Below are 23,430 nucleotides of genomic sequence, written 5' to 3'. Positions count from 1 at the left end.
GCTCCCCCACCTGTGCTTACTCGCCGCCTTTTTGCACGTAGGACTTCACGAAGTCCTCGGCGTTGGTCTCGAGGACTTCGTCGATCTCGTCGAGAAGATCATCGAGCTCGGCCTTCAGCCGCTCGCCGGTCTCGGCCGCCTGGCCACCGGGCACTGCCTCATCGACCTGTTCATCCTCCGCCTGACGGGATGGTGTCGCCTTGCGCTGTGTTTCTCGTTCGGCCATCAGCCCTCCTGGGTCAGGCCGCAACTTAGTCCAGCCGTGTGACTTTTTAGCGCGGGTAAGCGGCCTCCCCCGCTTATCTCGCCCACACGCGTCTGGCGGAACGCGCCGACCAACTCGAAGCCTCGTCGTCAGGCCGACGTGGCGGCGCAGTTCCCGTCCCGGGTCAGCGCGACGGGAAGGCGCCCTCGACCAGCCAGGTCACCCCAATCGAGTTGGCGCTCCCCCGCTGGCTGGACAGCGTCATGAACCGGCGATTCGGTGAGACGGTGGGGCCGGTGATCTCCGAGCCACCATGACCCTCGGCCCGCAGGATCGGAACGGCCGAGCCATCGAGGCCTAGCGCAACCAACTCCATGTTGCCGCCGTCCTCGGCGGTCAACAGCGTGGAGGACAGGTCGTCCCACCACAGGTTGTCCACCCCGGTCAACACGGCGCCGGCGCCGGCCCGGTACACGATCGTCATCACACTGCTGGCCGGGTCATAGGCCCACACCGTGTTGTCGTGCTTGGTCGAGAAGAAGATCTTGCCGTGGCCGAATGCGATGCCCTCCCCGCCCGCATACGGGGTGGACTCGGCCACCTGAGCACGGGTGTCGGTCGTCGCCGCTGACGGGTCGGGCACCTCGGCCCAGGCGACCGACCCCGTGCCACCGATGGTGCCACCGCTCACGACGGCCACCTCGAGGGTTCCAGCGTTCAGGTTGGGCCACGACCTTGGTGTGAAGCGGTAGAGGCGACCGTCGGGCTGGTCCTCGGTCATGTAGATCCCCTTACGGGCTTCGTCCACCGCCGCCGCCTCGTGGGCGAAGACGCCCATCGCTGGTCGCAGCTCACCGCTGTTCGCGATCGTCGGGTTGGCCTCCCAGATACGCCCCCGAACAACCTCCTCCCCCGAGAGCCAGGTGCCCCACGGGGTGGCGCCACCGGCGCAGTTGTAGGAGCTGCCGCCGATGATGCGATGTGCGGCGATCACTTCGCCGTCCTCGGAAAGATGGATGGCGCTCGCCCCACCGCCGCTGCGGGAGCTGGCCTCGTGGTTGATCGCCACCCACCACCCCACGCCACCCGGATCGACGAACGAGGCGGCGCCATCGGGGGCGGCCGACCACACGTAGTTGGTGGAGCCCACCTTCTCACCGGTACGGGCCAACACCTTGGTGCTCCAGCCCTGGGGCACCCACAGGCCGTCAGCGCCGGAATTGACCACCGGCTGGGTCCACGAGACGGGGGGCACAACCGTCGTCGGTGTCGCCGTCGTCGCTGTGCCCGTCGTCGACGTGGTCGACCCGGGGGGTGGGGTGGTGACGGCGTTGCAATCAGCGGCGACGAGCAGAGCGCCAGCGGGCAATCCAGCCAAGGCGGCCAGCAGACGACGCCGGGAGGTGTCGGGCGGGTGTTGATGCTTCATTGGTCCCCCTCAGAGATCTATTCCCACCTAATGGAACGCACTATTCACCCCAGGCGCCAGCCACCGTGACGCTGCCATCGCAGCTCTTCATCGCCATCGCATCGCTCCGCTGCAGGCCCGATATCAATCCCGCTACGGATAGCCCCCGACACGTTCGCCAGATGCCCGAACGTCGTACACAGTGTCGCAGAACCCTGTTTGCTTGTCACTGGTCCTCTTCATACTGGGGTACATGAGTTCGATGGTGTGGGCGCTTGACGCGAGGACGGTGATCGACCGGATCAACCTGGGTCTTGATGGGTTGTTTGCTGCCGGTGTGGCGCCGGTTGACGGCCCCGATGCCATCGTGTGGTTGCGTGAGGTTGAGGTGTTACGTCGGCAGGTTGACGCTGCGGCCACGGCGTTGGTGGGTGCGATCGACCGGGCCGGGCTGTATGTGGATGACGGGCACGCGTCGGCCATGGTGATGGCCAAGCATCACGCCAAGCTGTCCGGGGCGGAGGCATCGGCACGTGAGAAGACCGCTAGGGCGTGCCGCTCGCTGCCGAAGCTGGCCGACGCGTGGGCCGATGGTGAGATCGGAACCGATCAGATGCACCTGTTGGGCCGGGTGCATACCAATCCTCGGGTCGCACCCGCGATGGAAGCCCGCCAACACCAGTTCCTTGCCGATGCCAACATCCTGTCGGCCAGGCAGTTCGAGTTGACGACCCGCCAGTGGGAACGCCTGATCGACGAGGACGGCCCCGAACCGGCCAACGAACGCAACCACACCAACCGCAACACCAAACTGGTCCAGAACCCGTGGGACAACTCCTGGGACCTCACCGGGTTCTTCGCGTCGATCCAGGGTGCTGAGATGCGCGAGATCCTCGATCGGTACATCGACGCCGAATTCCGGGCGGACTGGGCCGGAGCCAAAACCCGCCTCGGTGACGCCGTCACGAACGCCGATTTGGAACGCACCCCGCCCCAACGTCGTGCCGACGCGTTGCACCGGCTGTTCCAAGACCCAGCATCAGCACCCGACGGTGCCGTCCCGCCCGGGTTCGTCCACAACATCCACTGGACAGCAACCGCCTACGAGGAAATGCTCGACGCGATCGACGCCGACCGGGCACCCAAGTTCGACCCCGACAGCTACATGTGTCGCACCGGTGACAGTCACGGCGTTGACCCGACCGAAGCGGCCACCAACAGCCTCGACGGTCTCGCCGCCCAGATCCGCCGCATGATCGTCGATGCCGCCGGTGTGGTCATCGACCTCGGCCGGGCCCGACGGTTCACCGGTTCGGCCCGCACCGCCGCCACCGCCGGCCACACCTGTTGTGTCTGGCCCGGCTGCACCGTCCCGGCCAGCGCCTGTGAGGTCGACCACCTCCACGAACACGGCCGTGGTGGCCCAACCAGCCCGTCAAACGCGGCACCGTTGTGCGGCAAACACAACCGCTGGAAACAACAGTCACTTCAAGGGCGCGGCTTCCGGATCCACCGCAAGCCCGACGGCACCTGGCACACCACCCGCCCCGACGGCTCCCAACTCGAATGAGCGCAGCTGGAAGGACCGGCAACCTGCAGGACCAGGGGGAAAGGTCAGCTCGAATGAGCAGCGACTCGAACCACCCGAAACTGGGTCAGCTCGAAGCGTTCAGCTTGGCCAACAGCTCGGCTGCGTCCGCGCTGGCCGCCACCATCTCGCCCAGGATCGCTTCGGTGCCACGGGTGGGCTCCATCATCGGCACCCGCGACAGCGATGAGGAACCGGTGTCGAACACGATCGAATCCCAGTTGGCCGTCACCACCTGATCGGTGAACCGCGCGAGCACAGTGCCCCGGAACCACGCCCTAGTGTCGGTGGGCGGCAGGTCGACGGCGGCGGCCACCTCCACGGCGCTCACCAGCGTGCGCAGGCCGGCCCGGAGGGCCAGGCAGCGATCGGGGCGCATGTCGTGGTATTGCAAGTCGAGTGCCCGCAGCTTGGGGGCGCCAGGTGGCAACTGGTGCCGCTCGGCGAACCCGCCCAGCAGCCGGCCTTTCGCCACCCAGTCCACCCGGTCGGCGGCACGCTGGCGGTCGTGCTCCAGGTCGTTGAGCACCCGCTCCCACTCGACGAGCACCTCGGCCAGCACGTCGTCGCCACCCACCGCCGAGGTGTCGCACTGCTCGCCCCAACCACGCGCCAGCGCGCACAGCTCCCGCTGGGCCCCCAGCGCCGTGATCGTGCGACCATCGAGCGTCTCGTAGGTTTCGCTCAGGCTCAGGTCCCAGCTGATGTGGCGCAGGGTGGCGACCGGGGTCACCGGCCGAAGCTCGCCCATCGGCCAGTCGTCCTCGATCATCGCCAGCACGATCGAGGTGGTCGCCAGCTTCATCCAGGTGGCCCATTCCGACATGTTGGCATCACCGATGATCACGTGTAGGCGTCGGTAGCGGCGCGGGTCGGCGTGGGGTTCGTCCCGGGTGTTGATGATCGGCCGCTTCAGCGTCGTTTCGAGGCCAACCTCCTCCTCGAAGAAGTCGGCACGTTGGCTGAGCTGGTAGGTGACGTCCTTTCGGCCGGGCAGCTCGCTCCCCACCTTGCCTGCGCCGCAGAACACCTGGCGGGTGACCAGGTGCGGAGTGGCGCGGGCGACGATCCGGTTGAACGGGACGTTGCGGTCCATCACGTAGTTCTCGTGGGTGCCGTAGCTGTTGCCCTTGCCGTCGGAGTTGTTCTTGTGGACGATCACCTCCTGGCCGTCCTCCAAGATGGCGTTGGCGGCGGTCATCGCCCGGCGCAACACCTCCTCCCCGGCCCGGTCCCACACCACGCCATCGCGCGCCGATGCCACCTCGGGCGAGGAATATTCGGGGTGGGCGTGGTCGACGTAGAACCGTGCCCCGTTGGTCAGCACGGCGTTGACCAGGTGAGTTTCCACCTCAGGCGGCTGCACGTACTGCTCGAGCACCCCGCGTGCGTCGTTGGCGGGCATCTCGTCACCGAAGTCCCAGCCGATCCGCGGACCGGTGCCGGCACGGGCCACCTCGCTCACGTAGGCGTTGACCAACAGGCTGGAGGCCGCAATCGGGTTCTGTTCGGGCGCATTGCGCACGATGATGCCGTACTCGGTCTCGATGCCGAGGACCTTGTGAATGGCCATGTCAGCGGGTCACTGTGTTGCGAACGGCCCTGTCACGAACGGCCTTGTCACGAATGGCCATATCAGAGGTAATGGCCGGTCTGAACCCGCTCGATCGCCCGCCCGCCTTCGGGCTCATCCTCCTCGGGATGGCTCACCAGCGTTCGCACGTACACGATCCGCTCTCCCTTTTTGCCCGAGATCTTGGCCCAGTCGTCCGGGTTGGTCGTGTTGGGCAGGTCCTCGTGTTCACGGAACTCCTGGCGCACCGAGGCCACCAGATCGGCGGCGAGCACCCCGCGCGGACCGCCGGCCAGCTCCCGTTTGATGGCCAGCTTCTTTGAGCGGCGCACGATGTTTTCGATCATCGCGCCGGACGAGAAGTCGCGGAAGCCCATGATCTCGCGGTCGCCGTTCTGGTAGGTGACCTCGAGAAACTGGTTGTCCTCGTCGTCGCGGTACATCTCCTCGACGGCGGCCTCGGCCATCGCCTGAAGCGCCTTGGCCGGGTCGCCGCCCCCCAGCTCCTCGACCTCCGATTCGGCGATCGGTACACGGGCGGTGAGGTACACCCCGAAGATGCGGGTGGCCGCCTCGGCATCTGGGCGTTCGATCTTGATCTTCACGTCGAGGCGGCCCGGCCGCAGGATGGCCGGGTCGATCAGGTCCTCGCGGTTGGAGGCGCCGATCACGATCACGTTGCGCAGCGCCTCGACGCCGTCGATCTCCGCCAGCAGCTGGGGCACGATCGTCGATTCCATATCGGAGGAGATGCCGCTTCCCCTGGTGCGGAACAGGCTCTCCATCTCGTCGAAGAACACGATCACCGGCGTGCCCTCGGCCGCCTTCTCGCGGGCCCGTTGGAAGACGAGGCGAATGTGACGTTCGGTCTCGCCGACGTACTTGTTGAGCAGCTCGGGACCCTTGATGCTGAGGAAGAAGCTGCGGGCATCGGCGCCGGTGGTGCGGGCCACCTGCTTGGACAACGAGTTGGCCACGGCCTTGGCGATGAGCGTCTTGCCGCAGCCGGGAGGCCCGTACAAGAGAATGCCCTTGGGCGCAGGCAGGTCGTAGGTGGCGAACAGCTCGCTGTGCAGAAACGGCAGCTCGACCGCGTCCATGATCGATTCGATCTGGCGGTCCAAGCCCCCGATGTCGGTGTAGGCGATGTCGGGCACCTCTTCGAGCACCAACTCCTCGACCTCCGGCCGGGGCAATCGCTCGACGAGCACGCCCGCACGCGGCTCCATCAGCATCGTGTCGCCGGCTCGCAGCGGCGCATCGGCCAGGTGATCGGCCAGCTCGGCGACCCGCTCCTCGTCGGCACGGCCGACAACGAGGGCACGAGCGCCCGCGACGAGGATCTCCTTGATCGTCACAACCTCACCGGTCAGGTCGGGCGGCCGCACCATCACGACGTTGTAGGACTCGTTGAGCACCACTTCGGCACCCCGGCGCAGCTCGGCGACCTCCACGGCGGGCGACACCTCGACCCGCATCTTGCGACCCCCGGACTGCACGTCGACCGTGCCGTCGTCGTTGGAGGCGAGCAGCGTGGCGTAGCCGGCAGGGGGACGGGTGAGCTTGTCGACCTCCTCGCGCAGCGCAGCGATGTGATCGCGGGCTTCGCGCAGCGTGAAGGTGAGCTTCTCGTTCTGCGTGACCGCCTGGGCCAGTTGCGACTTGACCTCGACCAGACGGTCCTCGAGGGTCCGGATGCGTTTGGGCGCCTCGGCGCCGCGACGGGTGAGCATGGCGAGCTCGCGCTCGGCCGCCGCCACGGCGTCGTGGAGTTCCTCGGCCTCGGCCTTCAGTCGTCTCGTCTCGTCGCTGGCCGTCATCCGCCCCTCCCACTGCTCACGGCCAAGCTACCCGCCAGGCCCGGCCCCGCGAGCCACACCCTGCGAGGTTGTCGCCAGAGACAGGCGTCACCTTGTCCCATTATTCCGGCAAATACCGGGTTTATCTGCCGAGGCGTCGTTATGCTGAGCTACGGGAGAAGCACCCGCTGGTGTTTCACCAAATAAGGGCCACAGCGCCGAACCCCCACCCGCGTCGCGGGGCAACGTAAGGAGAAGTCATGGGACTGAAGGTCTGGATCGACCAGGATCTCTGCACCGGTGATGGCCTGTGCGAAGAGATCTCGCCGGCCGTCTTCACGCTCCTCGACGACGGTCTCGCCTACGTCGTCGAGGGCGACAAGGTGTTCAACGATCCAGGTGGCGCCGAGGGCAAGGCCGAGATCCCCGACGCCGAGCTCGAGGGCGTGATCGAGTCCGCCGAAGAGTGTCCCGGCGAGTGCATCTTCATCGAAGCCGAGTGACCCGAGTTCCTCGGCTGCGCTAGGCGCCGTCACGCTCCGGGGGCAGGGTTCGCTCGGAACGGGAGGGCATTCGGGCGTGGCTGAGGAACGCCGTGTGGGCCACCATGCGATGGTCGGGGCGGACGGCGGCACCGTCGACCTTCCACGTGCGGTGCAGCACCTCGAGCGTCTCGGCGAGCACCAGCCCGGCCTCGACGAGCGCTTCGCGGAACTGGCTGGCCTGCATGATGCTGGGCGTGTAGGCCAACACGATGCCGCCCGGCCGCAGCGCACCTTGGAGGTGCGGTACCACTTGCCACGGTTCCGGCAGGTCGAGCACCACCCGGTCGTATCCACCTGATGGACCGACCTCGATACCCTCGTAGACGTCGCGCAGCTCGACGGCGAACCGGGCCGCCGCCTCCGGTCCGACCGCCCGGGCCACGTTCAGCTGAGCCCGTCGGGCGAAGTCCTCGCGCAGCTCGTAGCCGGTGACCCGTGCGCCGGCGCGCAGCATGGCCGACGACAGCGCTCCGGAGCCGATGCCGGACTCGAGCACCTCGACGCCGGGCGCGACGTCGGCCAGCATCAGGATCGGCCCCAAATCCTTTGGGTAGATCACCTGGGCCCCACGGGGCATTTTGAAGACCAGGTCGGACAGCGTGGGCCGAAACACGGTGAAGGTCAGGCCCTTGGTAGTGCGATGGGTCGATCCGGGCTCTGCGCCGATCAGGCGGTCGTGCTCGAGCGGCCCGGCGTGGCTGTGAAACTCCTGGTTCTCGCTCAGCGTCTGCAGGTAGCGGCGACCCTTGTGGTCGATCAGCAGCACCGACTCCCCCTCCTCGAGCAGTCCGTGGTGGCCCGAACGGGCGGCGCCGTCGTTGGGTGGTCCGTGGGTGGTCGGTTCGCTCACGCTCCGCCGTCCCTTCTGGACAGCTGCACCGGTTGAGCCGCCGATGCGCGCTCGGCCAGCCGGCAGAACGCGCACACCTCGGACTCCGACGGCGACCCGCAGCGCTCACAGATGCCCAGCTCGTCGCGCCCGGTCGTCTCGTCGTCGGCAAAGCGGTCGGCCGCCTTGGAGAGGAACTCGTGGTAGAAGGCGAACTTGGCGCCCGGCGAGCGGATTTCGATACCGGTCAGCGCCTCCTTGTAGGCCAGGTGGCGGTTGCCGGCGGCCATCGGGCACTCCTCGACCAGGTAGTCGATGCCCGACACCACGCAGTAGGCGGCCATCTCGCGCTCCCCCAGGCGGATCAGCGGCTTCACCTTGCGGGGAAAGCCGTCGCCGGCGGGCAGCACGGGCCGTTGCCGGCCCAGGTAGGGCATCTGCCAGCGCAACACGTTGCCGAACAGCACCGCAGCTTCGTCATCGAGGTTGTGGCCGGTCACCAGAGCGTCGTAGCCGCCGTTGCGGGCGGCTTCGTCGAAGACGTGGCGCTTCGACATGCCACAGGCCGAGCACGGCGTGCGCTTGGCGGCCCGCGATCCGGTGGGGATGTCGTAGCCGTAGGTCTCGACCAGGTCGACCTCGATCAACGTCAACCCGCGCTGCTCGGCGAAGGCCCGCGCTGCGTCGGCCGACGCGTCGGAGTACTCCCCGATGCCCAGTCCGACGTAGAGCCCATCGGCGCTGTAGCCGAGCGCGATGAGGATGTCCCACACCGCCAGCGAGTCCTTGCCGCCCGACACGGCGACCAGCAAGCGGTCGTCGGGTTGCACCATGTCGTGATCGGAAATCGCCTTGGCCGTCTGGTCGCGACAGAACTTCACGAAGTGCTCGGCGCAGAAGTTGGCATTGTGACGCCGTAGGTCGATGACGGCCGGCCCCCGACACACCCGGCACTTCATCGTGTCCACCTCATGGTCACGCCCCGCCGGAGACGACGGGACGGATCTCGATCTCGTCGTTGGCGCCCAGGCGTTCGTCGCCGGGCACGAGCGTCCCGTTGCGGATCACCAGCACCGACTCCCGATTGAGGTCCAGCTTGCCCAGCAAGGCGGTCACGGTCAGGGAGCCGTCGAAGGTGACCTCTCGTGTCGGCTGGCGGAGGTGCACGATCATCAACCCAGTCTGGCATCGACCGGGGGCACGCTCACCAACCGGCGACGTTCAGTCGTCAGCGCGATAGAACCGACGCTTGGTCGTGCCCGACCCGCCGGCCTTGGCCAGTGCGACGGCGCGAACCGCCTCCAGGCTGGCCTCGAGGGCGGCCACCTCGTCGACGGCCTGGCGCCGCTCGTCCCGCCGCACGTCCAAGCGGTCGAAGCGCACCAGGAGGTCGGCCTCCTCGGCGGCGAGCTTGGCCGCCCGTTTCGACCCGTCATGTGCCTTGTCCAGGCGGGTCTGGGTGCGCTCCAGCTTCTTGGCCACCTTCACCTGCTTGGGGCTGGCGCTGCGGGCCTTGGCCAGCCTGGCCTTGGCGGCGTCCAGCTCGGCCTCCAACCTTCGTTCGGCCTTGGTCGGTGCCGGGCGGGCCACGACCTCCAGCCGGTCGCCGGGCTGCATCTTGGCGGTGGTCACCCGCTGCTCGCCCGGTTCCTCCATCCGATCCTGGAACCAGTCGATCGCCTTGCGCGCAACGACGCCCGTCGGGCCGCCTCCTGCCAGGAAGGGTGCGACGAGCTTGAGAAGCTTGAGCAGCATCAGGAGCGGCGGATCTCGATCACGGCAGAACGCTTCAGGCCGTTCTTGCGACCGAGGAAGAAGAACAGGATCAGGGCGAGCAGGCCGATCCCGGCCACCACCGCCACGATCTGGGTCTTCGCCTCTTCGGCCTGGTGGGTCACGCCTTCGCCGATGCCCGCGATCTGATCGCGGATGTCGTTGCGGTCAATCTTGTCGTCGCTCATGTGAACTTCTTCCTTCGAGAGGTGTGGCCGTGGGACGCCGGGAGGGAACCGGCACTACTTCCGACGCTTGTCGCCGCCCCGCTTGGCGGCGTTCGCAGCCACGGCGGTGACGAGCAGCAGCCAGACGAGAGCGCCGACGTAGGGAACCCACGACCAGGTGCCGCCGTGGACCCGGCCGGGTTGGTTGATCGTCTCGATCGTTTGCAATCCTCGCAGCAACGCCAGGGTGAGCAGCACGACGCCGATGCCGATGCAGGTGCCCCCCGCCGCGCCGAAGCCGACGTAGCGGCCGAGCGACTTCAGCGGATCGACGGTCTCCTGCTTGGCATAGCCGACCACCAGGTTCTTCAGCTCGCCGACCTGATCGCCGGTACTCGGAGTTTCGCCTTGCTTCGTTGCCACGTGGCTCCCTCGGCTGCGCTTCGGTCGACCGCTGCGGGCCGACAGGAGGTACTCGGTTTAGTGGGCGGCGCGCCCCCCCGGCAAGCACTGGCGTCGCGTCGAGGTCGGCGGCTCACTCCAGGCGGGCCCGCACCAACTCGATCTGCTCGTCGAGCAGCGCCACCAACCGCGTGGCCCGCTCGACCGATCCGGGCGCGGACAACAGGCGGTAGCGGTCGAGGCTGCCCAGCGGCGAGGCGAGCGCCAGCTGCCAGATCAGCCGGTCCGGGTCCTCGCCGGCATCGGGCACGTCCGAGCCCGCCTCGCCAGGTTCGAGCTCCACACCGAGTTGCACCATCAGCTCGGACAGCTCGGCGTGGCGCTCGAGCAGCGTCGGAATCGACCCGGCGAGAGCGGCGTTGAGGTCGGGCGGGTCCTCGTCGGGCCACAGATCCACCTCGGCCCGTGGATAGGGGTCGTCGTCGAGCCAGTTGAGCACCCGGATGCGCTCGCCGCCGACCGCCACCACCGCCCATCGGCCATCCTCGGCCAGCTGGGCGCCGACGACGGTGGCCAGGGTGCCGACCGCAGCGCGAACCTCCCCACCGCCCACCTCGCTCCCGCGCTCGATCATCGTCACCCCGAAGCGGGGTTCCGATCCGAGGCTCGCCTGGTCGTCCGGCCGGGGCAGCTCCCCCACCAGCTCCTCGAACAGGATGCGGTATCGGGGTTCGAACACGTGCAGCGGCAACAGCATGTGGGGCACCACGACCGACCCCAACGGGAACATCGGAACGATCCCACGCGTCGGCTCCATCGGATCAGGAACCGGATCCGACGGGACGCGGCTCGCTGGGCGCCAGCACCTTGGGGTCGGGAAGCTGGGGGTAGGACAGCAGGGTCTCGGTCAGCTGCTCCTGTCTGGTGAGATCGTCTTGGACGATGTTGGCCCCCGGGCGGTTGATCAGGTACGAGAACGACAGGTCGAACTCCGCCGGGGTGCGCACCCAGCCCGACAGCCCGGTGACGATCGACAGCGTGCCGCTCTTGGCCCGGACCGCCTCCCGGGCCGGGGAGTCGACCCAGCGTTTCAGGAGCGTCCCGTTTTCACCCGGCACCGCCAGCGCTTTGGCCAGCAGTCCGTCGGCCTCGCCGTGGTCGAGCACCCGGCGCAGCAGCGTGCAGGTGACCCGGTCGGCGCCGCTCAGCCCGGAAGCATCGACGATGACGACGCCCTCGGTCGAGATGCCCCACTCCTTGAGCAGCTCGAGTTCCACCTTGATGCCGGCAGCGGTCGACCCCACGCCGCTCCGCTCCCGGCCGACCTCCTTCAGCAGCAGCTCGGCCGTGTTGTTGTCGCTGAACTGCAGCATTTGGGCGACGAGCCCCTTGACGGGGAGCGAGTCGACCGCTGCGATCTGTCGGGCTTGGTCGGGCGCTTCGCCGGAGGCGAAGGCGCCCTCGACGACCACCCCGCGGGCGATCAGCAGCTCGCGCAGCACCTCGGCGGCGTGGGCCGGCGGGTCGGCGGCCGGATCGCTGATCGCTCCGCTGACGATGTCGTCCAGGTCGCCGCCGTTGGTCCGGTCCCGGGCGTCGTTGACCGACAGCGCCGACAACGGCCCCACCTCGCCATTGGACAGGTCGTCGGGATCCCAGGACTCCACCGTTCGCAGGTCGTCGTAGCGGCCATCGTCACCAACCACATTGCCGGTCACCTTGGTCACCCCGGCGGCACGGACGGCATCGGCCAGGCCTTCGAGGGCGGTGTGTGGCTGGGGCGCAAACATCAGGGACGCGTCGTAGTTACCGGTCTCGATGATCGGATCGCCGCCGCCGACGAAGTACAGGTCGCCCTGCACCGTGCCGCCGACCGGATCGGCGTCGGCCACCACCCGGGTGGTCAACGTCGTCTCCGGACCGAGCACCTCGAGGGCCACCGCTCCGACGAGGATCTTTAGGTTGGATGCGGGCAGCAGCGGCGTGTCGGGGCGGAGCTCAAACACGGGACCGCCGGCCTGACCGACGCTGATGCAGCTGTCGGGTGGCGACTGTTGGGCCAGCGGGGCCAGGGCCTTTGCCATCTTGAGGTCTGCGGTCGGGCGCAACACCAGGTCGGGCACGCGCCGGGCCGACAACATCGGGGTGGCCAGCTCCATGCCCGTTCGGGGGGACGTGCCTACCGCCGCGGTACCGTCGCTGACCCAGCCGGCCGCTACCAGCACCCCGCCGACGATGGCGAGCACCAAGGCCGCTCCCCGAAGGAAGCCCAGACGTCGACGCTGCTTGGCGCGGCGGCGCCGCTTGCGGTCCATCGGGGCGCTCACGAGCTGGTCCGCCCGAGGGCTGTCGACGCAGCGACCATCGCATCGAGTGCGGCCACCGCCCGCTCGGCGGACGCACAGGCGTAACGGCCCGTCGCCGCCACCGCGGCCGGTGCCGGGTTGGACGGTTGGGTGACCGCCAGCTCGGTGGCGCAGATCACCGGCTTGTTGGTGCTCGCCGACACCTCGGCCGCCGCCCGTCCGTAGCGCTCGTCCTGGCGCTCGTGGTAGTCGACGATTCGCTCAAGGCCGTGGTCGGGGTAGAAGCCTCCCGAACGCATCAGCGCCGCCTGGTTGGACTGGATGCCCAGCCCGAGCAGCAGCACCGCGTCGGTCGAGGGGTGGGAGGCGACGAGCTCGAGCACGCTGGGCACGGTATCCCGGGTTTCGCCGCCCGCCAGGTCGATCGGGTTGTTGCGGCTCCACCTGGGCGGCAAGAGCTCGTCGATGGCGGCGCTCAGATCGCCGGGCAGCGGGTCGAGCCGCAGGTGGGCGCTGCGCTCGATCGCATCGGCGGCGACCACGCCCCATCCGCCCACCGTCGTGACCACGACGACGCGCCCGCCCCGAACCGGCGGCTGGGTGGCCAGCATCGCGGCGGCGTCGAAACCGGCTTCCACACCCGCTGCACGCACGGCTCCGGCCTGGGCGAGGACGCCGTCGACGATGCGGTCGTCGGAGGCGAGCGAACCGGTGTGGCTGGCCGCCGCCCGGGCTCCGGCGCCGGTCGAGCCGCCTTTGACGACGACGACCGGCATGCGTCGGGTGACGGCGCGCAGCCGCTCATAGAAGGCCCTGCCGTCACCGACGCCCTCCAGGTAGCACAGCCCGACCGAGGTGGCGGGGTCGTCAGCGAAGTACTCGAGGTAATCGATCGGCTCCAACATGGCGGCGTTGCCGGCCGAGATCGCCCGCGACACGCCCACCCCCGAGCTCACCGCATGGTTGAGAAACGCCGACACCAGGTTGCCCGACTGGCTGACCACCCCGATCGAACCGGCCGGCGGGTTGGGAGCCACGATCTGGGCGCACAGCTTGGCCGGGGTTGAGATCACCCCTTGGCCGTTGGGGCCGGCGATCACCAGGTCGAGTTCCTCAGCGAGCGCCACCAGCTCGGCCTGCTCCGCCCGCCCGGCCTCCCCCGCCTCGCCGTACCCGGCGGTGGTGAGGAACGCACCCCGAACCCCGCGATGGGCAGCCTGCGTGAGCACCTCGCGCACCGACGCCTTCGGCGTGCACACGATGACCAGGTCGGCTTCGCCCTCGGGCACCTCGTCGACCGACGCGAGGGTCGGCCGGCCGAGCACCTCGGCCCGCTCGCGGTTGGTGGCGAACACGGGCCCCTCGTAGCCACCGGCGAGCAGGTTGTGCAGGGTGACGAACCCGAACTTGCCCGGGTGGGTCGACGCCCCGGCGACGATGACCCCCTTCGGGTTGAACAGCGGATCGAGGCGGTGGACGCCGGCGCCACCACCAGGTGTCCCTGGTTCGACCGCTTCGCCGCCACCGACCGCGGGGTCGCCCGCCGACGGGTCCCCGAGCTCGACCAGCGCGTCGACGGCCACGGGCCGACCATTGCAGACGATCAGTGGGTTGAGGTCGACCGAGGCGACATCGCTGCGCTCGACCGCCAGGCGGCCCAGCGCGCACAGCAGGTCGACGAGCACCTCCCGGTCGACCGCCGGCTGGCCGCGAAACGCTCCGAGCACCTCCTGGGTGGCCAGCCGGTCGATCAGCGCCGCGGCGTCGGCCCGGTTGAGCGGTGCGGGGGCGAAGACGACGTCGCCGATCGCCTCGGCGAGCACGCCGCCCAAGCCGAAGGCCACCAGCGGCCCAAACTGTTGGTCGCGGAACATACCGGCGATCAGCTCGCGGTCCCCGGAGATCATCGGGGCGACGAGCAGCTCGACCTTGCCGTCTTCGCTACGGGCCAGCCCGAGCAGGTCGACGGCGGCGGCCTCGACGGCCGAGCGCGTGGCCAGGCCCAGCCGAACCAGGCCGCGTTCGGTCTTGTGGGCGATCGAGTCACCGGCGAGCTTCAGCACCACCGGGTAACCCAGCGCGTCGGCCGCAGCGGCCGCCGCTGGGGCATCCTCGGCCGTCGCCTCGCCGGGCACCGGTACTCCGTAAGCGGCCACCAGGGCCTTGCTGTCGGGCTCGGACAGCGTGCGGGCGATCGGTACCGAGGGGTTGGCCACGGCGTGACACCCTAACGAACGCGCGAACCGGTCACCCCGGCCGGCGGTTCCGACGGATGAGCACCTCCTGGGTGACCGTCGCCACGTGGACGCCCTCGGTGCTGTACACGTGGCCGACCGACAGTCCCCGCCCGTTGCCGAACCCCTGAGAGGTGGCGTCGAAGAGGTGCCACTCGGCCGGGTCGAAGGCCCGGTGGAACCAGATGGCGTGATCGAGGCTGGCCACCATGAACCGCTCGTGGTTCTCGCCGCCGGGCAGCGCCTCCGGGTGCTGGGGCAGCACCGCGTCGGTGGGCACGTCGTCGGACAGGTAGGCGAGCGCTGCGTGGGCGAGGCTCGGTTCCACCGGCCCGGGGGTGCGCATCCACAGCCCGGCCCAGGCACCCGGCTGGTCGGCCGTCCCCCGGGGAAGTGCCGGACGGCGCTCGAACATCGGCGACCAGGAGTCGTCGTCGACGCCCTCGGGTCCGGCGACGTCGGGCATGACGACCGTCTGCAGCACCGACCCCTCCTCGGGTCGCTGGAAGGAGCAGGCCAGGTTCAAGATGGCACCGGTCGCCTGGCGGGCGACGACCCGCCGGGTGCAGAACGAGCGGCCGTTGCGAAGCCGGTCAACCTCGAAGCGCACCGGTTCGGTGTGGTCGCCCATGCGGATGAAGTAGGCGTGAATCGAGTGCAGCACGAACTCGTCGTCGACGGTCAGCTGAGCGGCACGCAGGCCCTGAGCGACGATCTGGCCCCCGTAGAGTCCGCCCCAGGGATATTGGGGTCCGGTGCCGACGAACACGTCCGTGCCGTGGGGTTCGAGCGCCATCATCAGGGCAAAATCCATGCCCAACCCTCGCCCACCGCCGTCCCGGCCGACCAGTTGGGCCCCGACCCACGTCGGGTCCGGTGAGATTGTCACCCGTCCTCCCTAGGGTGGAGGCGTGTCCACACCAAGCTCGATCGGCGCCCGGCGGGGCGCAGCGCTGGAGGCGGTGATCCAGGCGTACTTCGCCCGGCACGGCTACGACACGCAGGCCAACCAGGTGGTGCAGGGCCGGTCGGGCAACGCCCACGAGCTCGACGTCGTCGCCCGGCGCAGCGACGCCCTGACCGAGTACGTCACCGTCGTCGAGGCCAAGTCGTGGGAGGCCCGGGTCGGCAAGGACGTCGTGGCCAAGCTGGCCTACGTGCTGGCCGACCTAGGCCTGCACAAGGGCATCATCGCCGCACCGGGCGGCTTCAGCAGCGGGGCGACGGTTGCGGCCCGCGAGCTGGGGATCGAGCTGTGGGATGGTGCCGAGCTGGAGCGACGCCTCGGCGCCGACGTGCTCGCCGCCGCCGCCCAGGGGCGCTGGGCGCAGCCACCCGGCGCTACCGCCACCGTTCGAGGCTTCGCCCACGCCCGTTCACCGGAGAGCGCTGCGGCCACACTGCGCCAGGCCGGCCGAGGCCGGCTGGGACTGGGCGGCGAGCGCCTGGTGTGGCAGGCCGCCCTGTGGCTGCCGGTGCACATCGTCACCTACCGGGTGGCCGACCCGGCCCCGCCGGCGCGCTTCGGTCGGCGGGCCGGGGCCAGCCGGTCGCGGCTGTTTCAGGTGGCCTACGACGGCCTCGATGGCGCAACGCTCCAGGGCGTGCCACTGGCCGACGACCGGCTGGAGGTGGCCGCCCGGGCGGCGATCGCTCCGCTGAGCGGGGTGGCCGAGATCACCCGGGCCGTGCGCAGCGCGCTCGGCGCGCTGCAACGCGTGTCCAGCGAGAGCGCCGTGCAGCGCCACCGCGCCGTGCTGGACGATGCCGGGCTGCCCGACGACGCTCTCACCATCACCGTCGAGGGCGACGGCCTGCAGCACGTCCCCGTCTACGCCGGCCTGCTCGAGGGAAGCGCCGACCAGCGGGCGGTCGTCATCGACGCACTCGATGGGCGGCCGTGGGACGAGCTGTCCGATTCGGTCACTCGGCGCCTCGGCGAGGTTCGGGCGCACCTCAACGGCTGAGGGCGCGGGTTAGCCGGCGGTGGGACGCTCGCCTTCGGAGCTCTCCTGAGTGGCCCGCAGCAGCTCGCCCACACCGGCGATCGAGCTGAGCAGCCCCGACGTGTCGGTCGGCAGGTAGATCTTGGTCGCCTGACCGTCGGCCATCGTGCCAAGGGTCTCCAGGTACTTGATGGCGATCAGGTCGTTGGTCGGGTCGCCGGCGTGGATGGCCCCGTAGACCTGCTCGATCGCCTTGGCCTCGCCCTCGGCGGTGGTGATCTGGCGGAACCGCTCGGCCTGGGCCAACGTCTGCACGGCTTCGGCCTCACCCTCCGCCTCGAGGATCTGCTGTTGGCGGATGCCCTCGGCCTTCAAGATGGCCGAGGCCTTCTGCCCCTCGGCGGTCTTGATCTCGGCCTCGCGGATGCCATCGGCCTCGAGCACGCGCGCCCGGCGTGTGCGCTCCGCCTTCATCTGCTCGTGCATCGCCGCCATGACGTCACCGGGGGGATCGATGCGCTGGATCTCCACGCGCACCACCCGAACGCCCCACTTGTCGGTGGCGTCGTCCAGGATCAAGCGCAGCTCGGTGTTGAGCGTGTCGCGCGAGGTGAGCGCCTCGTCGAGCGTGAGGTCACCGACGACGTTGCGCATGTTGGTCTGGGCCAGCTTGGTGACCGCCAGGACGAACTGAGCGACGTTGTACAGCAGGCGTCGGGGGTCGGTCGGCTCGTAGTAGATCACCGCATCGACCGACACGACGACGTTGTCGGAGGTGATCACCTCCTGGGGCGGTACGTCGATCACCTGTTCACGCATGTCGACCAAGCGGATCCGCTGGATGAACGGGACGATCAGGCGCAACCCCGAGTCGCGAGTGGCCTTGTATCGGCCCAGCTCCTCGACCACCCCCTGCTGATACGGGTTGATGATCTTGAACGAGGAGGCCACCACCACGAACAACAGGACGGCGATGACGATCAGGACGATGAGCGCTGCTTCCATGCCGGGAAGCCTAGGCCCCGCCCCCACCGCCCCCCGGTTCACCCAACGTCCAGACGGTGACCGGGTGGTAGCCGGTGCCCCGAACCACCAACCGGGTGCCCTCGACCCGCACGACGGTGATCGGGCTGCCCGCCGGCAGCTCGTGGCCATCCTCGCTGATCGCCCGCCACTCCTCGCTGCCCACCCTCGCCATGCCGACCACGTCGCCGCCCGGCCCGGCCGCCTCGGTCAGGACGCCGCTGGCGCCCGACAGCCGGGTGGCGCCCAACGGGGGCGCATCATCGGAGCGACGGTCCATTCGGTGCGCCAGGGGTCGCAGCGCAGCGAACGCTCCCACCGACGCGGCGATGAACAGACCCCACTGAACGACCTCGGCGGCGCCGAGAAAGGCGGCCGACATGGCGAACAGGGCACCGATGGCAAACCCGATCAGAAAGAAGGCGCCGGGCGTGGCCAGCTCGCCAACGAGGAAGACGACGAACGCCACCATCCAGATCCAACCCCAGTCGCCTGCGTCCATGGGGCTCAGGTTACCGGGACGGTGACCGTCCGGCGCGGCCGTCACCCATCCCGGCCTGCACCGGGCCCAGCCCCACCGAACAAGGCGACGGCGGCGCTGTAGGTGTGCACCTTGCTCATGCCGGCGATCGGGCCCAGCTCCGCCGTGCAGAACATGCCGGCGAGCGCGCCCGCACCGCTGATGTCGGCCACCGCTGTCGCGTCGTGATGGGGCTCCCCGAACAGGGCGGCACCGCGACCGACGCAGGTGAATACCAGCGCCGCCGCCGCCGGCCCGGCATCTTTGAGGAGCCTGGCCAGCTCGGCCTCGGCGCTCGCCGGGTCCCGCACCTGAAACTGCACGATGGAGCCAAGCGCCAACTGCTCGCCCACCGCCAACGAGCCGGTGTCGGTCTCGGCGCCGATCACGTTGCGGACGACGAAGTCGCCACGACCGAAGTCCACCCGGTGCTCGTCGACGACCAGCCCCAGGTGCAGCCCTCGAGCGGCCAGCTCGCGATCGTCGGGGTCGAGCTGCTCGGCCAGCTCGCGAATGCGGGTCAGGGGTGAGCGCCCCGCCAGCTCGGTCAGCATCGTCCCCTCGGCCCCGGTGACCACCATCGGCTCACCGATGGGCCGGCAGCCCTGGGCGACCAGCGCCCGCATCGGCACGCTGTCGGCGATGCGCAGGCCAACCGCCCCCCCGGTGCGCAGCTCGGTGCCCTCGAACAACAGCGGCGCCGGCGGAACGCCGACCGGCGGCGCCAGCCCGCCCACCACGACCAGCTCGGGGGCCCGCAGCGCCAGGTTGGCGAGCAGGCCGCTCGTCGGCAGACCATCGGGGTCGCCGACCAACAGCAGGTGGCCGGTGGCGTCGACCAGCTCGGAAGTGCCCCCGATCATCACGCCGTCCGCAACCGAGGCCACGTCGAAGGACACCGGCTCGACGGCCTCGCCCAGCCTGGCCGCCCACACCGACAGCGACGCCCGACCCTCGACCTCGCGTGCGCCGGCCAGCGTGCCGCTGCTGGCGGCACCGAGGCAGATGCGCGGCGACAGCAGAGCGTCGATCGCCCGCAGCGACGCACCGGCTGAGGCGACGTGGTCGCCCGAGCAGAACACGATGACGACGTCGGGGGCCGGGCCCGGACCCAACGTCTCGGAGATCTCGCCGCACACCTCGCCCACCGCATGCGGGGTCAGCGGGTGTTCCGACCCGGCTGCGGCGAAGCGCCTCACCCGTCCGCTACTGGAGCAAGCGCACCGACGTGAGTGTTGGGTTCCACCGCTCAGCCCTCCGCTACTGGAGCAAGCGCACCGACGCGAGTGTTGGGTTCCACCGCTCAGCCCTCCGCTACTGGAGCAAGCAACGTGTAGGGCACGACGACCGGCTCACCGCGGTCGATGCAGCAGCGGGCCTCGACCGTGCCCAGGTCGGGAAACTCGAGTTCGGCACGCACGAGTCGGTAGGCGAACTTGCCCGGCTCGACCCCGACCGGCTGCACGTTGCGGGCGATCTGTTCCGCCGTACCGTCGGGCTGGTCGAGGAGGTGGAAGGTGACCTCGAGCACCCCGTCCGGCGCCCCGTCGGGCTCGTTGCGGACGATCACGACCAGGTGCGGGGTCACCGTCACCGGCGGAGCGGAGGGCGCCGGCGCCGAAAAGTGCACGCCGGTGAGATCGATCCGGGTCGACGGGCCGGGGACCGGACGCAGCTCGATCTCGTCAGTGAACAGGGCGGCGACGATCTGCATATAGGCCACCGTACCGGGCCTGCGGTACCGTCGCTCCCAACCCCCGTCGTCCCGAACCACACTGCCGAGGTGCCCTCCGATGTCAACGATCGATCCCCTGGAAGAGCGCTGCATCTCCGTCGTGCGTGCGCTGGCGATGGACGGCCCTCAGGCGGCCAACTCGGGCCACCAGGGCACCGCGATGGCCCTTGCGCCGTTGGCGCACGTGTTGTGGACCCGCGTGATGTCCTATGACCCGGCGGATCCAACCTGGGCCGATCGCGACCGATTCGTGCTCTCGGCGGGTCACGCGTCGATCCTGCAGTACTCGATGCTGCACCTCACCGGCTACCCCCTGACCCTGGACGATCTCAAGGAGTTCCGCCAGTGGGGCAGCGCCACGCCGGGCCACCCCGAAGCCGGTCACACCGCCGGCATCGAGGTGACGACCGGACCGCTCGGGCAGGGCTTCGGCAACGCTGTCGGCATGGCGCTGGCCGAGCGCAGTCTGCGGGCCCGTCTCGGCGCCGACTTCATCGATCACCACACGTGGACGATCGCGTCCGACGGCGACCTGATGGAGGGCATCAGCCACGAAGCCGCTTCGCTCGCTGGCGCACAGGGCCTCGGCCGGCTGACGGCGATCTACGACGACAACCACATCACGATCGACGGCGTGACCGAGATCGCCTTCTGCGACGACACGCCGCAGCGTTTCGCCGCCTACGGCTGGGAGGTGATCGAGCTCGGCGAGGCCGGCGATGACCTGGACGCCATCCAGGCTGCGCTCGAAGCGTCCAAGACGGACGAGACCCGGCCGACGCTGATCGTGCTGCGCACCCGGGTCGGGACGCCCTCGCCCACCTGGACCGACAACCCCAAGGCCCACGGCAACCCGTTCAACGCCGAGACGATCGCCGAGGCCAAGGAGCAGATGGGCCTGCCCGCCGACAAGTCGTTTTACGTGCCCGACGACGTCGCCGAATTCTACCGCTCGGCAGCCTCCCGCCGCGCTGAGGCCCACGCCGAGTGGACGAAGCGCACCGAGGCCGCCCCGGCGGCGGAACGCGACGCCTTCACAGCCGACTGGTCGGCCCGCCCGACCGTCGATATCGCCGCGGCACTGCCCGTCTTCGGCCCCGACGACTCGCCGGCGACCCGGGTGGCGTCCCAGAAGGTGATCGACGCCCTGGCACCGCTCACGCCGTCGTTGTTCGTCGGCTCCGCCGACCTGTCGGGCAACACCGGCACCAAGCTCGCCGGTGCGGACTTCCAATCGGCCGAGCATCCGGCCGGCATGGCGATGCACTACGGGGTGCGTGAGCATGCGATGGCCGCCGCCTCGGTGGGCATGGCGCTGCACGGTGGCGTGTGGCCGGTCGGCGGGACCTTCCTGGTGTTCAGCGACTACGCCCGGCCCTCGGTGCGCCTGGCCGCGCTGTCCAAGGCCCGCGCGGTGTTCGTGTGGAGCCACGATTCGGTCGGAGTGGGCGAGGACGGCCCCACCCACCAGCCGGTCGAGCAGGTGATGTCACTGCGCACGATCCCCGGGCTCACCGTGTTCCGGCCGGCCGACGGCAACGAGACCGCTGCGGCGTGGGCGGCCGCCGCCCACGTCGACGGCCCCGTGGCGATGATCCTGTCCCGTCAGGGCACCCCCACCCTCAGCACCAGCGCCGATCGGGCCGCCGAGGGTGTGGCCAAGGGCGCCTACGTAGTCGCCGACCCGAGCGAAACGGACAGGGGTGAAGCCCGGGTCACACTCGTCGCCACCGGCACCGAGGTGGCGGTGGCGATCGAGGCGGCCGAGGCGCTCGCCGCCGATGGCATTGGGGCCCGCGTCGTCTCGATGCCCTGCTGGGAACTCTTCGAGGCCGCCGGTCCCGCCTACCGGGCGGAGGTGTTGCCCGATGGTCGGCCGGTCGTTTCGGTCGAGGCCGGGGTCACTTTGGGGTGGCACCGCTGGGCCGATGCCACCGTCGGCATCGACCGCTTCGGCGCCTCGGCGCCCGGCGGAACCGTGCTCGACCGGCTCGGGATCAACCCGACGGCGGTCGCCGAAGCCGCCCGAGGCCTGCTCGACGATCGGTAGGCTCCAACCGGGCGGTACCCGCCCGACCGGGGACTCCCCCACCCCACGCACATGAGCACCGGAGACAACGTGAGCCAGCTGATCAAACTGCACGAAGACTGCGGACAGAGCCCGTGGCTCGACAACATCACCCGAGGGTGGATCACGTCGGGTGAGATGCGTCGCTGGATCGACCGGGGCGTGCGGGGCATCACCTCCAACCCGACGATCTTCCAAAAGGCGATGGCCTCGGCCGACTACGACGACGAGCTGGCGCGCCTCACCCGCAGCGGCGCATCGGTCGAGGAGGCCTACTGGCAGCTGGTCGGCAGCGACATCTCGGCGGCCGCCGACCTGTTGTCAGGCGTGCACGAGAGCTCGGGCGGCGTCGATGGCTGGGTGTCGGTCGAGGTGTCACCTGCGCTGGCCCACGACACCGAGGGCACGATCGAGGCGGCCAGGGAGCTGTCCCGCAACCTCGCCCTGGACAACCTGTACGTCAAGGTGCCGGCGACCGCTGAGGGCATCGAGGCGATCCGGGTGCTCACTTCCGAGGGCATCCCGGTCAACGTCACGCTGATCTTCGGCCTCGAGCGGTACGCCGACGTGATCGAGGCCTACCTGAGCGGGCTCGAGGCCCACAAGGGCACCCTCAGCCACATCTCCAGCGTCGGATCGTTCTTCATCTCCCGGGTCGACACCGAGGTCGACCGGCGCTTGACCGAGGTAGGCACCGACGACGCGCTCGACCTGCTGGGCACAGCGGCGATCACCCAGGGCAAGCTGGCCTACCAGCTGGCGATGACGGCGTTCAGCGGTTCCCGCTGGGATGTCCTTGAGGAGCGCGGCGCCAAGCTGCAGCGACCCCTGTGGGCGTCGACGTCGACCAAGAACCCCGAGTACCCCGACACCTATTACGTCGACTCGCTGATCGGCCCCAACACGGTCAACACCCTGCCGGAGGCCACCCTGGAGGCCTTCGACGATCACGGCAACCTGGTGTCCACCCTCGACGCCAGCCCGGAGGCAGACCAGAAGCGCTGGGAGCAGCTGGGCGAGCTGGTCGACCTCGACGAGGTATCGGCCAAGCTCGAGGCCGAGGGCGTGGCCAGCTTCGCCACGAGCTTCGACGAAGTGCTCGCCACGTTGGCCGAGCGCGTCGGCCCCTCGGTCGACGGATAGACCACCGACAGCGTGACCGATCGACCGGCAGGCTCCGGCGCTCCGGCCGACCGTGCCGTGCCACCCAAAGGATCCGGGCGCCCCGCAACAGGGGTGCTCTCCGACGCCACCGTGCACACCGTGCACACCGTGCACACCGTGCACACCGTGCACACCGTGCACACCG

23 protein-coding genes are annotated in these 23,430 nt (G+C 69.6%); 5 read left to right on the top strand and 18 right to left on the bottom strand.

Annotated elements, in window-relative coordinates; genetic code table 11:
- Window positions 1-16: 16 nt before the first annotated feature.
- Window positions 17-226 (bottom strand): ubiquitin-like protein Pup, encoded by a 210-nt coding sequence (locus PKD89_RS14520; protein ID WP_287378023.1) that lies wholly within the window; start codon window positions 224-226, stop codon window positions 17-19.
- 163 nt (window positions 227-389) lie between these two features.
- Window positions 390-1,634, bottom strand: a complete 1,245-nt coding sequence (locus PKD89_RS14515; RefSeq protein ID WP_289011191.1) for an alkaline phosphatase PhoX — start codon at window positions 1,632-1,634, stop codon at window positions 390-392.
- Between the two features lie 232 nt (window positions 1,635-1,866).
- Here PKD89_RS14515 and PKD89_RS14510 point away from each other — a divergent pair, with 232 nt between their 5' ends.
- Entirely contained in the window at window positions 1,867-3,183 is a 1,317-nt protein-coding gene (locus PKD89_RS14510; protein ID WP_287378018.1) for an HNH endonuclease signature motif containing protein, read from the top strand.
- A gap of 85 nt (window positions 3,184-3,268) precedes the next feature.
- Here the strand turns inward: PKD89_RS14510 and dop are convergent, their stop codons facing one another.
- Window positions 3,269-4,774 (bottom strand): depupylase/deamidase Dop, encoded by a 1,506-nt coding sequence (gene dop / locus PKD89_RS14505; RefSeq protein WP_287378017.1) that lies wholly within the window; start codon window positions 4,772-4,774, stop codon window positions 3,269-3,271.
- A 62-nt stretch (window positions 4,775-4,836) separates the two neighbouring features.
- Window positions 4,837-6,594 carry a proteasome ATPase gene (arc, locus tag PKD89_RS14500; RefSeq protein ID WP_289011190.1) on the bottom strand — a complete coding sequence of 586 codons (1,758 nt, stop codon included), beginning with the start codon at window positions 6,592-6,594 and terminating at the stop codon, window positions 4,837-4,839.
- A gap of 245 nt (window positions 6,595-6,839) precedes the next feature.
- Here arc and PKD89_RS14495 point away from each other — a divergent pair, with 245 nt between their 5' ends.
- On the top strand, window positions 6,840-7,076 hold the full coding sequence (locus PKD89_RS14495) for a ferredoxin (protein WP_349257358.1): 237 nt from the start codon (window positions 6,840-6,842) through the stop codon (window positions 7,074-7,076).
- A 19-nt stretch (window positions 7,077-7,095) separates the two neighbouring features.
- Here PKD89_RS14495 and PKD89_RS14490 read toward each other — a convergent pair whose 3' ends face one another.
- The 10 genes from PKD89_RS14490 to PKD89_RS14445 form a co-directional block, all read right to left on the bottom strand.
- A complete protein-coding gene (locus PKD89_RS14490) occupies window positions 7,096-7,968 on the bottom strand; it encodes a tRNA (adenine-N1)-methyltransferase (RefSeq protein ID WP_287378010.1) in 873 nt (290 codons plus the stop codon).
- On the bottom strand, window positions 7,965-8,906 hold the full coding sequence (locus PKD89_RS14485; RefSeq protein ID WP_289011189.1) for an ATP-binding protein: 942 nt from the start codon (window positions 8,904-8,906) through the stop codon (window positions 7,965-7,967). Before PKD89_RS14485 ends, PKD89_RS14490 begins: the two co-directional genes overlap by 4 nt.
- A gap of 16 nt (window positions 8,907-8,922) precedes the next feature.
- Complete coding sequence (locus tag PKD89_RS14480; RefSeq protein WP_289011188.1) at window positions 8,923-9,120, bottom strand: MoaD/ThiS family protein; 198 nt, start codon at window positions 9,118-9,120, stop codon at window positions 8,923-8,925.
- A gap of 48 nt (window positions 9,121-9,168) precedes the next feature.
- Window positions 9,169-9,702, bottom strand: a complete 534-nt coding sequence (locus tag PKD89_RS14475) for a hypothetical protein (RefSeq protein ID WP_287378006.1) — start codon at window positions 9,700-9,702, stop codon at window positions 9,169-9,171.
- Window positions 9,702-9,908 carry a hypothetical protein gene (locus PKD89_RS14470; protein ID WP_287378005.1) on the bottom strand — a complete coding sequence of 69 codons (207 nt, stop codon included), beginning with the start codon at window positions 9,906-9,908 and terminating at the stop codon, window positions 9,702-9,704. The genes PKD89_RS14475 and PKD89_RS14470 overlap by 1 nt, the downstream gene beginning before the upstream one ends.
- Before the next feature lie 54 nt (window positions 9,909-9,962).
- The gene (locus tag PKD89_RS14465) at window positions 9,963-10,310 is read right to left on the bottom strand and encodes a phage holin family protein (protein ID WP_287378002.1); all 348 of its coding nucleotides are present in this window, start codon (window positions 10,308-10,310) and stop codon (window positions 9,963-9,965) included.
- A gap of 112 nt (window positions 10,311-10,422) precedes the next feature.
- A complete protein-coding gene (locus tag PKD89_RS14460; RefSeq protein WP_287377999.1) occupies window positions 10,423-11,079 on the bottom strand; it encodes an LON peptidase substrate-binding domain-containing protein in 657 nt (218 codons plus the stop codon).
- Window positions 11,080-11,110: 31 nt separating this feature from the next.
- Complete coding sequence (gene dacB / locus PKD89_RS14455) at window positions 11,111-12,616, bottom strand: D-alanyl-D-alanine carboxypeptidase/D-alanyl-D-alanine endopeptidase (RefSeq protein ID WP_289011187.1); 1,506 nt, start codon at window positions 12,614-12,616, stop codon at window positions 11,111-11,113.
- On the bottom strand, window positions 12,613-14,811 hold the full coding sequence (locus tag PKD89_RS14450; RefSeq protein WP_287377994.1) for an acetate--CoA ligase family protein: 2,199 nt from the start codon (window positions 14,809-14,811) through the stop codon (window positions 12,613-12,615). The genes dacB and PKD89_RS14450 overlap by 4 nt, the downstream gene beginning before the upstream one ends.
- A 31-nt stretch (window positions 14,812-14,842) precedes the next feature.
- Window positions 14,843-15,718 carry an acyl-CoA thioesterase gene (locus PKD89_RS14445; RefSeq protein WP_287377992.1) on the bottom strand — a complete coding sequence of 292 codons (876 nt, stop codon included), beginning with the start codon at window positions 15,716-15,718 and terminating at the stop codon, window positions 14,843-14,845.
- Between the two features lie 22 nt (window positions 15,719-15,740).
- Here PKD89_RS14445 and PKD89_RS14440 point away from each other — a divergent pair, with 22 nt between their 5' ends.
- Entirely contained in the window at window positions 15,741-16,796 is a 1,056-nt protein-coding gene (locus PKD89_RS14440; RefSeq protein WP_287377990.1) for a restriction endonuclease, read from the top strand.
- A gap of 9 nt (window positions 16,797-16,805) precedes the next feature.
- Here PKD89_RS14440 and PKD89_RS14435 read toward each other — a convergent pair whose 3' ends face one another.
- The 4 genes from PKD89_RS14435 to PKD89_RS14420 form a co-directional block, all read right to left on the bottom strand.
- Window positions 16,806-17,780 carry an SPFH domain-containing protein gene (locus tag PKD89_RS14435; protein WP_287377988.1) on the bottom strand — a complete coding sequence of 325 codons (975 nt, stop codon included), beginning with the start codon at window positions 17,778-17,780 and terminating at the stop codon, window positions 16,806-16,808.
- Between the two features lie 10 nt (window positions 17,781-17,790).
- Window positions 17,791-18,300, bottom strand: coding sequence for an NfeD family protein (locus tag PKD89_RS14430; protein ID WP_287377986.1), 510 nt, complete (start codon window positions 18,298-18,300; stop codon window positions 17,791-17,793).
- Window positions 18,301-18,341: 41 nt separating this feature from the next.
- Window positions 18,342-19,517, bottom strand: a complete 1,176-nt coding sequence (locus PKD89_RS14425) for an FIST signal transduction protein (protein ID WP_289011118.1) — start codon at window positions 19,515-19,517, stop codon at window positions 18,342-18,344.
- A gap of 104 nt (window positions 19,518-19,621) precedes the next feature.
- Window positions 19,622-20,032, bottom strand: coding sequence for a hypothetical protein (locus PKD89_RS14420; RefSeq protein ID WP_287377983.1), 411 nt, complete (start codon window positions 20,030-20,032; stop codon window positions 19,622-19,624).
- Window positions 20,033-20,111: 79 nt separating this feature from the next.
- On the opposite strand from PKD89_RS14420, the gene tkt reads away from it, so the two are divergent.
- Complete coding sequence (gene tkt, locus PKD89_RS14415) at window positions 20,112-22,103, top strand: transketolase (protein ID WP_287377980.1); 1,992 nt, start codon at window positions 20,112-20,114, stop codon at window positions 22,101-22,103.
- Window positions 22,104-22,154: 51 nt separating this feature from the next.
- Window positions 22,155-23,264 (top strand): transaldolase, encoded by a 1,110-nt coding sequence (gene tal, locus PKD89_RS14410; protein WP_289011119.1) that lies wholly within the window; start codon window positions 22,155-22,157, stop codon window positions 23,262-23,264.
- The last annotated feature ends 166 nt before the right edge of the window (window positions 23,265-23,430 follow it).

Source organism: Candidatus Neomicrothrix sp. (assembly GCF_035329545.1).
GTDB lineage: Bacteria > Actinomycetota > Acidimicrobiia > Acidimicrobiales > Microtrichaceae > Microthrix > Microthrix subdominans.
Note: the sequence above shows the minus strand (reverse complement) of the source record. Positions and strands in the feature narration are given on the sequence as shown.